This is a genomic window from Duganella paludis, from assembly GCF_054461335.1.
This window is the reverse complement of the sequence record NZ_CM136922.1, coordinates 1,046,898-1,060,013: the sequence shown is the minus strand read 5'-3', so window position 1 is coordinate 1,060,013 and position 13,116 is coordinate 1,046,898. Positions and strand designations below refer to the sequence as shown.

The window sequence follows — 13,116 nt, the reverse complement described above, 5'->3', positions numbered from 1 at the left end:
TATTAAAGTGAAACGTGGTGCTGGTTTTGGAGCTGGAAGATCGTTATTGCAGCATGTTGGCCGGCGCTTCGTTGGTCGCGACCGGCTTCATTTGTTCGGCGTTGCGGCATTCGTTGGCCAGCTGGCGGTTTTGCTTGGAGTCCAGCAGCATGCTCTTGGCTGGAATGCCGATCCAGATCAGGCCGTACAATTTGTTTTCAAAGCGTTGCGCGCCGGTGGAGGTGCCCACGCGGGTCAGGCGGTGCAGACGCTTCTTCCAGCGCAGCGCGATATGGCTGTCGTCGCCGACGTTTTGATAGATGGTGACCTTGTTGCCGAGTTCGCAGTCGAAGTCGGTGGCGGCGGTGTCGGTGATGGCCGGCTCGTCGGCTTCCTCGTCCGGCGCCTTCGGTTCGACCGGCTTGGCGGCCTTGGCGCTTTGTTTGCTGCTCTTGGCGGCCGGCTTTTTCACGGCTTCCTTCTTGACGGCCTTATTGGCCGGTGTCGTGGATTCGGTGGTGGCGTGGGCGCCGGCGGCCACGGTCAGCGAGGCCAGCGCCAGGCTGCAGGCCATGAATAATTTGGAGATGGACATCATTGTGCTTCCTGTTGAAGATTTAAGACGGCGCCGTTGAACAGCGGGGCGACCGACTCGGGCAGGGTGAGCCCGGCCAGCTTGGCGCGCTGTAGAACGGTCCAGTAGTAACGATAGCTCGCGCGGTCGTGCAGGCGGCCGTTCTGCGAAATCGGGCCCCATTGCACGGCTGCTGCCTCGTGCAGGATGGCGGCCGCTTCGCTGACTTCGGACAGGCGCGGCGTAAAGGTCTTGATGATCGGCTTGATCTGGTTCGGGTGGATGCTCCACATGCGCGTGTAGCCGAATTCGGCGGCGGCGCGCTGGGCATCGTTGGCGGCGACCGCCGTGTCCTTGATTTCGGTGGTCACGTTGTGCGACGGCACCTTGCCGTGCGCGTGGCAGGCGGCGGCGATTTCCAGCTTGGCGCGCACCACCAGCGGGTGCGTGAACTGGCCCGGCGTGCGCATGGCCGCGCCGGGAATCGCGCCGTAGTGCGAGGACACGAAGTCCATGATGCCGAACGACAGGCACTGCACTTCGGGCAGGGCGGCGATCTTGTACACGTCGTGCAGGGCGCCGTGGGTTTCGATCAGCACGTGCACCGGCAAGTCCTTGCGGCCGGCCTTGGCGGCGTGGGTCTTGATCAGCTTGATGGCGCGGGCCAGTTCGTCGACGCCGTTCACCTTCGGCACCACCAGGTAGGCCAGGCGCTGGGCGGCGGCGCAGATGATCTCGACGTCGCGCGCGAAGAACGGGCTTTCCACATCGTGCACGCGGGCGCCGATGCGGTTGAATTTGTTGTCGTCGGAATTGAGCAGCTCGACCACCAGGCGCGCGTGCGCTTCCTCGTTGCCGGCGCTGGCGCCGTCTTCGCAATCGAGGGTGATGTCGAACAGGGGACCAAGTTCTTGCTGCAGGGCGATCGATTTGCGCATCAGCTTTTCGGAGCCGGCGTAGTGGTCGCACGCCGGCAACAGCAGCGGCTGGCGATTACCCTGGAATAAAACCTCGGATGGATGCATGCAGACAGTATCAGGAGAAACGGAGACCGCGCTGCTCTCGGCAGCGCGGCGGGTGCGGCGGATCGGTGGTTTAACCGGTTCCACGTGCAGCGGTAGATTGAACCGGGAAGATTACGGCAGCAGGTGCTTGACGCCTTCGCGCTCTTCGGTCAGTTCTTTCAGGGTCAGGTTGATGCGCTCTTGCGAGAAGGCGTCGATTTCCAGGCCCTGGACGATTTTGTATTCGCCGTTTTCGGTGGTGACCGGGAAGCCGAACATGGTGCCTTCAGGGATGCCGTAGGAACCGTCCGAAGGAACGCCCATGGTGGTCCACTTGCCGTTGGTGCCCAGCATCCAGTCATGCACGTGGTCGATGGCGGCGTTGGCTGCCGATGCTGCCGACGACAGGCCGCGCGCTTCGATGATGGCCGCGCCGCGCTTGCCGACGGTTGGCAGGAACACGTTGGCGTTCCATTCCTGGTCGTTGATCAGGTCTTTCACAGCCTTGCCGTTGACGGTAGCGAAACGGTAGTCGGCGTACATGGTTGGCGAGTGGTTGCCCCACACGGTCAACTGCTCGATGTCTTTCACGGCGGTGCCGGTCTTGGCGGCCACTTGCGACAGGGCGCGGTTGTGGTCCAGGCGCAGCATGGCGGTGAAGTTCTTGGCCGGCAGCGACGGCGCCGATTTCATGGCGATGTAGGCGTTGGTGTTGGCCGGGTTGCCGACCACCAGTACTTTGACGTTGCGCGAAGCGACGGCGTCCAGCGCCTTGCCTTGCACGGTGAAGATCTGGGCGTTGGCTTCCAGCAGGTCTTTACGCTCCATGCCTGGGCCGCGTGGGCGAGCGCCCACCAGCACGGCGACGTCGACATCCTTGAAGGCGGTCATCGGGTCGGAGTGAGCGGTCATCTCGGTCAGCAGCGGGAAGGCGCAGTCGTCGATTTCCATCATGACGCCCTTCAGGGCCTTCTGGGCTTTTTCGTCGGCGATTTCCAACAGTTGCAGGATAACTGGTTGGTCTTTGCCCAGCATGTCGCCGTTGGCGATGCGGAACAGCAGAGCGTAACCGATTTGACCGGCGGCGCCGGTAACAGCAACACGCATTGGGGTTTTAGCCATGATGAATCTCCAAAGTGGGAAGTGAATCGTTCGTGAAGCAGGACCGGCGGCCGGTCCGGGAAACCGTAATCATACTGCAAAATTCAACGCTTATAATCAGTATTGATAAGCGCTGGCTCGGGAGTGTAGGCCTGCCGCCACTATCTGTCAATCCTATCTTATGTCTTATATAAGACAGATAAGTTATTGCCGGTTTTTCTGGACGGCACTGGTGTTTTGTGGTGAAATCTTGGCCTATGAGTTCCGCCCCTCCCAATTCGAACAACAATCCCACCGCCGTCAGCGCCGGCGGTGCGGCGGGGCCGTCGCCGACTTTCTCCCCTTTGTACCAGCAAATCAAGGCCCTCATCACGCAGAGCCTGCAGTCCGGCGAATGGAAGCCGGGCGAGTTGATTCCCAGCGAAGTCGAACTGGCCAACCGCTTCAAGGTCAGCCAGGGCACCGTGCGCAAGGCGATCGACGAGCTGGCCGCCGAGAACCTGGTGGTGCGCAAGCAGGGCAAGGGCACCTTCGTCTCCACCCATCACGAGGCGCGCGCGCATTTCCGCTTCCTGCGCCTGATGCCGGACGAAGGCGTGCCGCACTACCCTGAAAGCAAGTTCATCGAAGTCAAGCGCATGCGCGCGCCGGCCGACGTGGCGCGCCTGCTGGACCTGAAGTCCGGCGACGCCGTGATCTTCATCAAGCGCGTGCAGTCGTTCGACGGCGTGCCGACCATCGTCGAGGAATTGTGGCTGCCGGGTCTGACCTTCAAGGGATTGACCGCCGAGCGCCTGGAAGAGTACAAGGGACCGATGTACGGCCTGTTCGAGTCCGAGTTCGGCACGCGCATGATCCGCGCCACGGAAAAAATCCGCGCCGTCTGCGCCGCCGCCGGCGACGCCGCGCTGTTGCAAGTGGCCCTGAATACGCCGCTGCTGGCGTCCGAACGGGTCTCGTTCACGTATGGCGACAAGCCGGTCGAGCTGCGCCGCGGCCTGTACCTGACCGAGCGCCATCACTATCACAACGAACTGAATTGAGGAACCGTCATACGCCGGTAGCATTGTTGCGCTGATAATACGGCCGGTGTTGCCAACCACTATTTTTATTATATGTAACAATAGATATTGGTTATGAGAGTGGAAATCGGCGAAAATCGCAGTCTCACCAAATTTTTGTATAAGCCTGAGGAGGTCTTGTTATGTCAGAAGCCGTAAGGGAAGCCCCTAAAAAAGAACGGCCGGAGTTCCGTAACATTCATGTTACCGAGCTGTCCAACTACCGCATGCCATTGGCTGCCATCGTGTCCATCCTGCACCGTATTTCCGGTGTCGGCATGTTCGTGCTGCTGCCGTTCGTGCTGTATCTCTTGCAGAATTCGCTGCGTTCCGAGATCTCTTTCGCGTATTACGAAGGTTTCGTGACCTATCCATTGGTCAAGCTGATCATCCTGGGCCTGTCGTGGAGCTTCCTGCACCACATGCTGGCCGGTATCCGCCACCTGGTCATGGACCTGCACATCGGCCTGGACAAGGATTCGGCGCGCAAATCGTCCGCCACCGTGCTGGTCATCAGCCTGGTGCTGACCGTCCTGATCGCCCTGAAACTGTTTGGAGTATTCTGAAATGTCCATCAACGATAACGGTATCGGCCCTAAGCGCCGCGTGGTTGGCGCGTCCTACGGCATGCGCGACTGGCTGGCGCAACGCGTCACCGCAGTCATCATGGTGCTGTACACCGCGGCCCTGGTGCTGGCCTTCCTGACCGGCCAGAACTTCACCTATGAAGGCTGGGCCGGCCTGTTCGCCCAGCAGTGGTTCAAACTGATTTCCGCCGTCACCCTGATCGGCCTGTTCTACCACGCCTGGGTCGGCATGCGCGACGTGTGGATGGACTATGTGCGCGCCGTTGGTCCGCGCCTGTTCCTGCAAATCGCCACCATGGCCTGGCTGATCGGCTGTGCCGTCTGGTCGATTCAAATTATCTGGAGTGTGTAATCGTGGCAGCTATTAAATCTGCAATCCCTACCCGCCGCTTTGACGCGGTCATCGTCGGCGCCGGCGGCTCCGGCATGCGCGCATCGCTGCAACTGGCCGAAGCCGGCCTGAACGTCGCGGTTCTCTCCAAAGTCTTCCCGACCCGCTCGCACACTGTCGCGGCGCAAGGCGGCATCGGCGCCTCGCTGGGCAATATGGCCGAAGACAACTGGTTCTGGCACATGTTCGACACCGTCAAAGGCGGCGACTACCTGGGCGACCAGGATGCGATCGAATTCATGTGCCGCGAAGCACCGAAGGTGGTCTACGAGCTGGAACACTTCGGCATGCCGTTCGACCGCAATCCGGACGGCACCATCTACCAGCGTCCGTTCGGCGGCCACACCGCCAACTTCGGTGAAAAAGCTGTGCAGCGCGCTTGCGCCGCAGCCGACCGCACCGGCCACGCGCTGCTGCACACCCTGTACCAACGCAACGTCCGCGCCCGCACCCACTTCTTCGTGGAATGGATGGCGCTGGACCTGATCCGCGACGCCGAAGGCGACGTGGTCGGCGTGGTGGCACTGGAAATGGAAACCGGCGAAGTCATGATGCTGGAAGCGAAGACCACCATGTTCGCCACCGGCGGCGCGGGTCGTATCTTTGCCGCGTCCACCAACGCCTTCATCAACACCGGCGACGGCATGGGCATGGCGGCACGCGCCGGCCTGCCGCTGCAGGACATGGAATTCTGGCAGTTCCACCCGACCGGCGTGGCCGGCGCGGGCGTGCTGATCACCGAAGGTGTGCGCGGTGAGGGCGGTATCCTGATCAACTCGGAAGGCGAGCGCTTCATGGAGCGTTATGCGCCGACGCTGAAGGATCTGGCGCCGCGCGACTTCGTGTCCCGTTCGATGGACCAGGAAATCAAGGAAGGCCGCGGCTGCGGTCCGAACAAAGACCACGTCATGCTGGACCTGCGCCACATCGGCAAGGACACCATCGAGAAGCGTCTGCCGTCGATTCTGGAAATCGGCCACAAGTTCGCCAACGTCGACGCCACCAAGGAACCGATCCCGGTCGTGCCGACCATCCACTATCAGATGGGCGGTATCCCGACCAACATCCACGGCCAGGTCGTCACGCCTAACGGCGACGGCACCCAGCGCGTGGTGAACGGCCTGTACGCCATCGGCGAATGCGCCTGCGTCTCGGTGCACGGCGCCAACCGCCTGGGCACCAACTCGCTGCTGGACCTGGTGGTGTTCGGCCGCGCGGCCGGCAACCACGTGGTGGCTTCGAACCTGAAGCAGAAGGAAAACAAGCCGCTGCCGAAAGACGCGTCCGACTTCGCGCTGAACCGCTTGAACGCGCTGGAAACCTCGACCGGCGGCGAAAAAGTGCAGGGCGTCGCCAACGACATCCGCGCCACGATGCAGAAATACTGCGGCGTGTTCCGTACCGACGAGATGCTGAACAAAGGCGTCGAAGAGATCATGAAGCTGGACGAGCGCCGCAAGCACGTCTCCTTCAAGGACAAATCGAAAGTGTTCAACACCGCCCGCGTGGAAGCGCTGGAACTGGACAACCTGATCGAAACCGCGAAAGCCACCATCGTCTCGGCGGCCGCCCGTAAAGAATCGCGCGGCGCCCACGCCCACGACGATTACCCGCAACGCGACGACGACAACTGGATGAAGCACACGCTGTGGTACTCGGAAAGCAATCGCCTGGACTACAAGGCCGTCGTGACCAAGCCGCTGACGGTTGATACCTTCAAACCGAAACCACGTACTTTCTAAGGCTATACCATGGCACGCACTCTTAAACTGAAAATTTACCGTTACGATCCGGACCAGGACGCCAAGCCGTACATGCAGGACGTGACTGTCGAGCTGAAAGACACCGACAAAATGCTGCTGGACGCGCTGCAGCGCATCAAGTCGGACGTGGATGACTCGCTGGCCCTGCGCCGCTCGTGCCGCGAAGGCGTGTGCGGTTCGGACGCGATGAACATCAACGGCAAGAACGGTCTGGCCTGCACCACCAACCTGAACGAGCTGAGCGAGCCTATCGTGTTGCGCCCGCTGCCGGGCCTGCCGGTGATCCGCGACCTGATCGTCGACATGACCCAGTTCTTCAAGCAGTACGACTCGGTCAAGCCGTACCTGATCAACGACTCGATCCGTCCTGAAAAAGAACGCCTGCAGACGCCGGCCGAACGCGAAGAGCTCGACGGCCTGTACGAGTGCATCCTGTGCGCGTGCTGCTCGACGTCGTGCCCGTCGTTCTGGTGGAATCCGGACAAGTTCGTCGGTCCTGCAGGCCTGCTGCAAGCCTACCGCTTCATCGCCGACTCGCGCGACGAAGCCACCGGCGCGCGTCTGGACAACCTGGAAGATCCATACCGCCTGTTCCGCTGCCACTCGATCATGAACTGCGTCGATGTCTGCCCGAAAGGCCTGAATCCGAACAAGGCCATCGGCAAGATCAAAGAGCTGATGGTCCGTCGCGCGATCTAATTGTAGGCGCACACGGGCGGCGTCAGCGCCGCCCGTTTTTGTGTAAAGTAGCAAAACTATGACTGAAACGAACCCTCCTGCGCATCAGTCGGACCCGGCCAACCGCGCCCGCCTGCGCTGGCGTTCCCGCCGGGGTCTGCTGGAAAACGACATCATCCTCACCCGTTTTCTCGATGCGCATGAAACCGAATTGACCGACGAGGAAGTGGACGCTTTTACGCGGCTCCTCGACTTGTCGGACAATGCCCTGATGGATCTGGTACTGGCCCGTAAAGAGCCGGAGGGCGAAGTCGACCTGCCGCACGTGCATGCGTTGTTGCAGCGATTGCGCCTGGCCTAGTAATACACCCAGTTTCTTTTACTTGCATCATCTCTCCAAGAAGGAAGAGTCCATGAACATCTCTGATAACAAAGCCACTCTCTCGTTCTCCGATGGCAGCCCAGCGGTTGAATTCCCGATCTACAAAGGCACCGTTGGTCCCGACGTGATCGACATCCGCAAGCTGTACGCCGGCACCGGCAAGTTCACCTACGATCCAGGCTTCATGTCGACCGCAGCGTGCAACTCGTCGATCACCTACATCGACGGCGACAAGGGCGAACTGCAATACCGCGGCTACCCGATCGAACAGCTGGCCGTGAACGCCGACTTCATGGAATCGTGCTACCTGCTGCTGAACGGCGAACTGCCGAACGCCGTGGAAAAGAAAGAATTCGTCGACACCGTGACCAAGCACACCATGGTCCACGAGCAGATGCAATTCTTCTTCCGTGGCTTCCGCCGCGACGCGCACCCGATGTCGGTGCTGGTCGGCACCGTCGGCGCGCTGGCGTCGTTCTACCACGATTCGCTGGACATCAACGATGCCAAGCACCGTGAAGTGTCGGCCATCCGCCTGATAGCCAAGATGCCGACCCTGGTCGCCATGGCCTACAAATACTCGATCGGCCAGCCGTTCGTGTACCCACGCAACGACCTGTCGTACTCGGCCAACTTCATGCGCATGATGTTCGGCAATCCGTGCGAAGAGTACCAGGTCAATGACGTGCTGGTGCGCGCGCTGGACCGCATCCTGATCCTGCACGCCGACCACGAGCAAAATGCCTCGACCTCGACCGTGCGTCTGGCCGGTTCATCGGGCGCCAACCCGTTCGCCTGTATCGCTGCCGGTATCGCCTGCCTGTGGGGCCCTGCCCACGGCGGCGCCAACGAAGCGGCCCTGACCATGCTGAAGGAAATCGGCTCGGTCGAGAACATTCCTGCCTTCATCGCTCAGGTGAAAGACAAGAACTCGGGCGTGAAGCTGATGGGCTTCGGTCACCGCGTGTACAAGAACTTCGACCCGCGCGCCAAGCTGATGCGCGAAACCTGCTACGAAGTGCTGAACGAACTGGGCCTGCAAGACGACCCGCTGTTCAAGCTGGCGATGGAACTGGAAAAGATTGCACTGAGCGACGACTACTTCGTTTCGCGCAAACTGTACCCGAACGTCGACTTCTACTCGGGCATCGTGCAATCGGCGCTGGGCATTCCAGTGTCGCTGTTCACCGGTATCTTCGCCATGGCCCGCACCATCGGCTGGATCGCCCAGTGGAACGAAATGATCGCCGATCCGGAGCAGAAGATCGGCCGTCCACGCCAGCTGTTCGTCGGCGCGACCACCCGCGACGTACCACCGCTGGACAAGCGTTAATCCTCGGTTTACGCAGCAAACAAGAACGGGCTTCGGCCCGTTTTTTTCGCCCATGCCGCCGGCGCGCCGCTTTTGCGGTTGCGGATTACTTAATTTGCAATTACAGTATTGCTTTTCGTTAATATAAAAGGGTGTTGCGTGCGCTATTTTTCCGTGTTGTGTGTTTCTGTACTGCTGGCCGCGTGCGGCGGCGGTAGTGGTGGCACGGCGGTGGCGCCGGTAGCGCCTGTGGTGCCTGTGCCGCCGGTAGTGCCGCCGGCGGTGGTGGTCACGCCGGGCACGGTCGCGCTCAGCCTGTATGCCGGCGACAGCGCCGAGGCACGGGTGGAGGGCGTGCTGGCATCCTCGATCACCGATGGGGTTTACACCAAGCTGGTCGACGCGGGAGCGGTGTTCCGCGAGCTCCGTTTCGAACGCGAACTGGATGGCAGCTATGGCGGTTACCTGGTGACGGAATCGACGCTGAGCGTCGGCCACCATACCGGCAAGATCGAGATCCACCTGTGCCGCGACGCCAATTGCGCCACCGAGTTCGCCGGCTCGCCGGTGGCCGTGCCGTACGACGTGGAAGTCCTCAAGAGTGAAAACCTGACGCCGCTGAGCGCATGGAGCGGCGTGGCCGGCTGGTCCACCTATCGCGGCAATAACGCCCAGACCGGCTATGTGCCGGTGACGCTGGACGCCGGCAAGTTCAGCCAGCGTTGGCGTTGGTCGCCCGAGATCCCGTCGGGCAAGCTGGGATTGACGATGGTGGCGACGGCCAATGGCAAGCTGTATGCGAGCGCCGCCAACAAACTGTACGCGCTCAACGAGCATGATGCATCGGTGGTCTGGTCGCATGACTTCAGCGCCTTGCAGTATCCGTCGGTCGGCGCGCCGGCCGTGTACGGCGGCAAGGTGTACATCATGGCCGGCCAGCAGACCTCGACCGCCATGTACGGGTTCGACGCGGCCAGCGGCAGCCAGCTGTTCACAGGCCGCAGCAGCGCGCAGTGGGAAACCTTCTACGCGCCGATCGTGGTCGGCGACCTGGTGGTCAGCAACGCCGGCTCCGGTTCGCTGCAGGCGTTCAAGACCAGCGACGGCAGTTCGCCGTGGTGGCTGGTGACCGGCTCGACCGGCTTGTGGTCGCCGGCCTCGGATGGCCAGTACATCTACAGCTACAACGCCGGCAACAACTCGGGCGCGCTCACGGTGTCGGAGATCGCCACCGGCAACACCGTCAAGAGTATCGCCGATGAGCGTTTCCAGCAGTACGCGTATGAATTGCGCAGTGCGCCGGTGCTGGGAGCGACTGGTTCGGTGTTTGGCGTCAACGTGGCGACCTCGCGCGCCAATGCGGATGCGAGTTACGCCCGCAACCGCCTGGTCAACTTCGATGTCGCCGGCGGCAAGATCAAGTGGGCGCTGGAAGGCGTCTATAGCTCAACGCCGGCCTATGCGAATGGCGTCGTGTATCTGGTCAACCATGCGCCATTCCGCCTCGAAGCGCGGGCGGAGGCTGATGGTGCGTTGTTGTGGAGCTGGGTGCCGCCGGAGACTTATCTGCCCAAGGTCGACACCAATGAGGTGCTGTTGACCAAGAACCTGCTGTTCGTGCGCATGCTGGGCCGCACGTATGCGGTGGACCTGGCCAGTCACAAGGATGTCTGGAAGATCGACAAGGCCGGCACGCTGGCCCTGTCGGCCAACGGCGTGCTCTACATCAGCACCGACACCACGGTCATTGCGATGAACGTGAAGTAGGCACAGGCTTCAGGACGCGGCATTTACCGGGATCATCGGCGGCACAGAGAAAACCGCCGAGTTCCGACTTGAATATCCGAAACTCGCGCTTGCTCAGGCTTCGTGATGCGAGCGGTCGCGCTGGCGTCGGTCCGGGCGCAGCACCAGCAGCCACCAGCCGAGCACGCCCAACGTCAGTTGCGGCAGGTTGAAGACAAATTTATCGAGCGTGACATCGCGCCGTTGCGGCCACGCGCTGTTGGCGGTTTCGGCGATGATGTTGGTGTGATAGAAGCAAACTGCCAGCAGGATCAGCGCGGCGGCGGCCCACACCAGCGGCAGGCTGGTGATGCGATGACGCAGCACCGACGCCACCGGATACGCGAGCACGCAGCAAAACACATAGGCAAACAGATTGGCCGGCAAGTTGGCCGGGCTGGCGTGCGGCAGCAGCACCGGCACGGCGCAAATCGCCACCCCCAGCATGACGGCGATGACGGGGTGGGCCTGCTCAGGCCAGGAATGGAAACGGTTGTTCATCGGTTGGCGCACAGTGAAAAGGCCACCATTGTAGTGTCAAAATTCTTCCGGTATCGGAACTTAAGGGATCGACGTCACGCTCTTATCTCCGCCAGCCACGAACCTCCACCCAATATGTGCAATCGGCGCTATAGCCCGCTACTTTTCCTGATCCAATAGCGCCTGGATTTCTTCGCGCTCTTTCTTGCTGACGTGGCCGCCGCGCAGGGCGGCCAGGACCAGGGCTTTGCCGGAGCCGGCGAAGGCTTTCTGGATCAGGTCTTTCAGCAGGTTGGTTTGTACCGAGTCCTGCTCCTGCACCGGCGAGTACACATGCGCGCGCTGGCTTTCGTCGCGCTTCAGCAGGCCCTTCGTATGCATGACTTGCAGCACCCGCAATACGTTGGCGTAGCTGGTGTCCGGACGGCTTTCCAGCGCCGCTTCGTGCACTTGCCGCGCGGTGGCGGGGCCGAGCGCGAACAACAGGCGCAGCATCTCCAGTTCGGCGGCGGTCGGTTTGGGCAGGTTCGTGGTACTCATGGATGTAGAATAAAATATCTAGAACGAATTGTCTAGCTGTTCTTTGATGTCGGTGAAGCGCGGCACGCCTTGCAGGCAGGCGTGTTGCAGCGCGCGCAGGGCCGGCGGGGCGGCGTCGCAGCGGTCCAGCAGTTCTTCCAGCAGGCAGCCAAAGGCGCGGACTTCCAGCGTTTGCAGCGCGGCGGCGTACGGACCGGCCGGGTCGTAGAACGAGGCGGCGCCGAAGTCGCCCAGCAAAGTGCGGCCCTGGTCGCAATGCAGCACGTTGTGGCCGTACAGGTCGCCGTGCAGGATGCCGTGGGCGTGCAGTTGCGCCGCCGCCGAGGCGATGCCGCGCGCGATCGATAGCATGGCCTCCAGCGTAAAGCGCTTGCCGTCGTCGTAGATGTCGCGCGTGCAGCTGTCCAGGCTGGGCGGACCGGCCAGGTTGCCGAAGTCCGGCGTGATCAGCGACATCACCAGGCCGTGTGCGCCGTCGGGATGGTCTTCGATGTGGCCGAGCACGGGAATCAGGTTGGGATGCGCGCCGGCGCCCAGGCAAGCCGCCATTTCGCTAAGCGGCGAACCGTCGCTGGTCATGGCGCCCTTGAACAGCTTGACCGCGACCGGCTCGGCGGCGGCAGCGGCAGGGGCAGCACCTTCGCGACGCCAATCGGCCTTGTAGATGACCCCGGAGGCGCCTTCGCCCAGCTTTTCGCGTAGCGCCAGCGTCGGCCAGGCTATCGGGGCGGACGGCGTGTGCGCCAGTTCGTCCTCGCACTGCTCGCAGAACGGGTTGCCGGCGTAGGCCAGCCAGCGCAGGCGCGGCAGCGCCGGCAGCCAGTCCGGCAGCGCCATCAGCTGGTTCGAGGCGATGCGCAACAGTTCCAGCCGGTGCAGTTGCGTCATCGAGCCGGGCAGGGCGCGCAGGCGGTTCCCGGCCAGCATCAGCTTCTGCAACTGCGGACGCTCGCCGAGCACGGCAGGCAATTCTTCGATGACGTTATCGGTCAGCACCAGCCAGCGCAGCGCGGGCGGCAGCGCGGCGCCGGGCACGTGACGGATCTGGTTGGCCTTGAAGCCGACCATGGTCAGGGCAGGGCAGGCGCCCAGCACCGCCGGCAGTTCGGTGAACCGGTTGTCCGAGCAAAAGATGATGCGTAGCTTGTGCAGCCGGGGCAGGTCGTCCGGCAGCGCGGCCAGCGCGTTGCCGGACAGGTCGAGGATTTCCAGGCTATCGGCCAGCGCGAAGATCGCGCGCGGGAATTCGGTGAGGCCGCAGCGCAAGGTCAGGCGGGTAATGCCTGCCAGTGCGCCGCTGCGGAGCTGCTCCAATGTGTGCATGCGGATGTGGCGGTGAAGTCGGAGGCCGCAGTGTAACATTGCGCCGTCCGCGCCGAGGGTGGTACAAAGCTGTTAAAAATATGGAAACATTACGCGCCAGACCAGCATTCATGCGGCTTAAGTTAAAATTAACGCTGAAAGATTTACCTGGATTTT

Annotated in this window: 14 protein-coding genes; 8 read left to right on the top strand and 6 right to left on the bottom strand. The window is 62.0% G+C overall.

Features of this window, described 5'->3' with window-relative positions:
- Positions 1-43: 43 nt before the first annotated feature.
- The 3 genes from ACXZ1M_RS04805 to ACXZ1M_RS04795 all read right to left on the bottom strand — a co-directional run bounded on the left by ACXZ1M_RS04805 (position 44) and on the right by ACXZ1M_RS04795 (position 2,679).
- Positions 44-574 carry a hypothetical protein gene (locus ACXZ1M_RS04805; protein WP_459053975.1) on the bottom strand — a complete coding sequence of 177 codons (531 nt, stop codon included), beginning with the start codon at positions 572-574 and terminating at the stop codon, positions 44-46.
- On the bottom strand, positions 574-1,578 hold the full coding sequence (locus ACXZ1M_RS04800; RefSeq protein ID WP_459052053.1) for an HpcH/HpaI aldolase/citrate lyase family protein: 1,005 nt from the start codon (positions 1,576-1,578) through the stop codon (positions 574-576). Before ACXZ1M_RS04800 ends, ACXZ1M_RS04805 begins: the two co-directional genes overlap by 1 nt.
- Positions 1,579-1,689: 111 nt before the next feature.
- Complete coding sequence (locus ACXZ1M_RS04795; protein WP_459052052.1) at positions 1,690-2,679, bottom strand: malate dehydrogenase; 990 nt, start codon at positions 2,677-2,679, stop codon at positions 1,690-1,692.
- Positions 2,680-2,915: 236 nt separating this feature from the next.
- On the opposite strand from ACXZ1M_RS04795, the gene ACXZ1M_RS04790 reads away from it, so the two are divergent.
- The 8 genes from ACXZ1M_RS04790 (at position 2,916) to ACXZ1M_RS04755 (ending at position 10,599) form a co-directional block, all read left to right on the top strand.
- Positions 2,916-3,701 (top strand): GntR family transcriptional regulator, encoded by a 786-nt coding sequence (locus tag ACXZ1M_RS04790; protein WP_459052051.1) that lies wholly within the window; start codon positions 2,916-2,918, stop codon positions 3,699-3,701.
- A gap of 161 nt (positions 3,702-3,862) precedes the next feature.
- Entirely contained in the window at positions 3,863-4,285 is a 423-nt protein-coding gene (sdhC, locus tag ACXZ1M_RS04785; protein WP_459052050.1) for a succinate dehydrogenase, cytochrome b556 subunit, read from the top strand.
- A 1-nt stretch (position 4,286) separates the two neighbouring features.
- Complete coding sequence (gene sdhD, locus ACXZ1M_RS04780) at positions 4,287-4,658, top strand: succinate dehydrogenase, hydrophobic membrane anchor protein (RefSeq protein WP_459052049.1); 372 nt, start codon at positions 4,287-4,289, stop codon at positions 4,656-4,658.
- 2 nt (positions 4,659-4,660) lie between these two features.
- Positions 4,661-6,439 (top strand): succinate dehydrogenase flavoprotein subunit, encoded by a 1,779-nt coding sequence (gene sdhA / locus ACXZ1M_RS04775; protein ID WP_459052048.1) that lies wholly within the window; start codon positions 4,661-4,663, stop codon positions 6,437-6,439.
- Between the two features lie 9 nt (positions 6,440-6,448).
- Positions 6,449-7,159 (top strand): succinate dehydrogenase iron-sulfur subunit, encoded by a 711-nt coding sequence (locus tag ACXZ1M_RS04770; RefSeq protein WP_373988180.1) that lies wholly within the window; start codon positions 6,449-6,451, stop codon positions 7,157-7,159.
- 58 nt (positions 7,160-7,217) lie between these two features.
- Positions 7,218-7,499 carry an FAD assembly factor SdhE gene (locus ACXZ1M_RS04765; protein ID WP_459052047.1) on the top strand — a complete coding sequence of 94 codons (282 nt, stop codon included), beginning with the start codon at positions 7,218-7,220 and terminating at the stop codon, positions 7,497-7,499.
- Between the two features lie 52 nt (positions 7,500-7,551).
- Complete coding sequence (gene gltA / locus ACXZ1M_RS04760; RefSeq protein WP_459052046.1) at positions 7,552-8,853, top strand: citrate synthase; 1,302 nt, start codon at positions 7,552-7,554, stop codon at positions 8,851-8,853.
- A 138-nt stretch (positions 8,854-8,991) separates the two neighbouring features.
- Positions 8,992-10,599, top strand: coding sequence for a PQQ-binding-like beta-propeller repeat protein (locus ACXZ1M_RS04755; protein WP_459052045.1), 1,608 nt, complete (start codon positions 8,992-8,994; stop codon positions 10,597-10,599).
- A 93-nt stretch (positions 10,600-10,692) separates the two neighbouring features.
- Here the strand turns inward: ACXZ1M_RS04755 and ACXZ1M_RS04750 are convergent, their stop codons facing one another.
- The 3 genes from ACXZ1M_RS04750 to ACXZ1M_RS04740 form a co-directional block, all read right to left on the bottom strand.
- The gene (locus ACXZ1M_RS04750) at positions 10,693-11,118 is read right to left on the bottom strand and encodes a hypothetical protein (protein ID WP_459052044.1); all 426 of its coding nucleotides are present in this window, start codon (positions 11,116-11,118) and stop codon (positions 10,693-10,695) included.
- A 138-nt stretch (positions 11,119-11,256) separates the two neighbouring features.
- Positions 11,257-11,637: a BlaI/MecI/CopY family transcriptional regulator gene (locus tag ACXZ1M_RS04745; protein WP_459052043.1), complete on the bottom strand. Its 381-nt coding sequence runs from the start codon at positions 11,635-11,637 to the stop codon at positions 11,257-11,259.
- 18 nt (positions 11,638-11,655) lie between these two features.
- A complete protein-coding gene (locus ACXZ1M_RS04740) occupies positions 11,656-12,960 on the bottom strand; it encodes a leucine-rich repeat-containing protein kinase family protein (protein ID WP_459052042.1) in 1,305 nt (434 codons plus the stop codon).
- Between the last annotated feature and the right edge of the window lie 156 nt (positions 12,961-13,116).

What these genes read in the sequence shown, in the direction of transcription:
- ACXZ1M_RS04805 (WP_459053975.1), bottom strand. Translation starts at nt 574, where the DNA reads ATGTCCATCTCCAAATTATTCATGGCCTGCAGCCTGGCGCTGGCCTCG.
- ACXZ1M_RS04800 (WP_459052053.1), bottom strand. Translation starts at nt 1,578, where the DNA reads ATGCATCCATCCGAGGTTTTATTCCAGGGTAATCGCCAGCCGCTGCTG.
- ACXZ1M_RS04795 (WP_459052052.1), bottom strand. Translation starts at nt 2,679, where the DNA reads ATGGCTAAAACCCCAATGCGTGTTGCTGTTACCGGCGCCGCCGGTCAA.
- ACXZ1M_RS04790 (WP_459052051.1), top strand. Translation starts at nt 2,916, where the DNA reads ATGAGTTCCGCCCCTCCCAATTCGAACAACAATCCCACCGCCGTCAGC.
- sdhC (WP_459052050.1), top strand. Translation starts at nt 3,863, where the DNA reads ATGTCAGAAGCCGTAAGGGAAGCCCCTAAAAAAGAACGGCCGGAGTTC.
- sdhD (WP_459052049.1), top strand. Translation starts at nt 4,287, where the DNA reads ATGTCCATCAACGATAACGGTATCGGCCCTAAGCGCCGCGTGGTTGGC.
- ACXZ1M_RS04770 (WP_373988180.1), top strand. Translation starts at nt 6,449, where the DNA reads ATGGCACGCACTCTTAAACTGAAAATTTACCGTTACGATCCGGACCAG.
- ACXZ1M_RS04765 (WP_459052047.1), top strand. Translation starts at nt 7,218, where the DNA reads ATGACTGAAACGAACCCTCCTGCGCATCAGTCGGACCCGGCCAACCGC.
- gltA (WP_459052046.1), top strand. Translation starts at nt 7,552, where the DNA reads ATGAACATCTCTGATAACAAAGCCACTCTCTCGTTCTCCGATGGCAGC.
- ACXZ1M_RS04750 (WP_459052044.1), bottom strand. Translation starts at nt 11,118, where the DNA reads ATGAACAACCGTTTCCATTCCTGGCCTGAGCAGGCCCACCCCGTCATC.
- ACXZ1M_RS04745 (WP_459052043.1), bottom strand. Translation starts at nt 11,637, where the DNA reads ATGAGTACCACGAACCTGCCCAAACCGACCGCCGCCGAACTGGAGATG.
- ACXZ1M_RS04740 (WP_459052042.1), bottom strand. Translation starts at nt 12,960, where the DNA reads ATGCACACATTGGAGCAGCTCCGCAGCGGCGCACTGGCAGGCATTACC.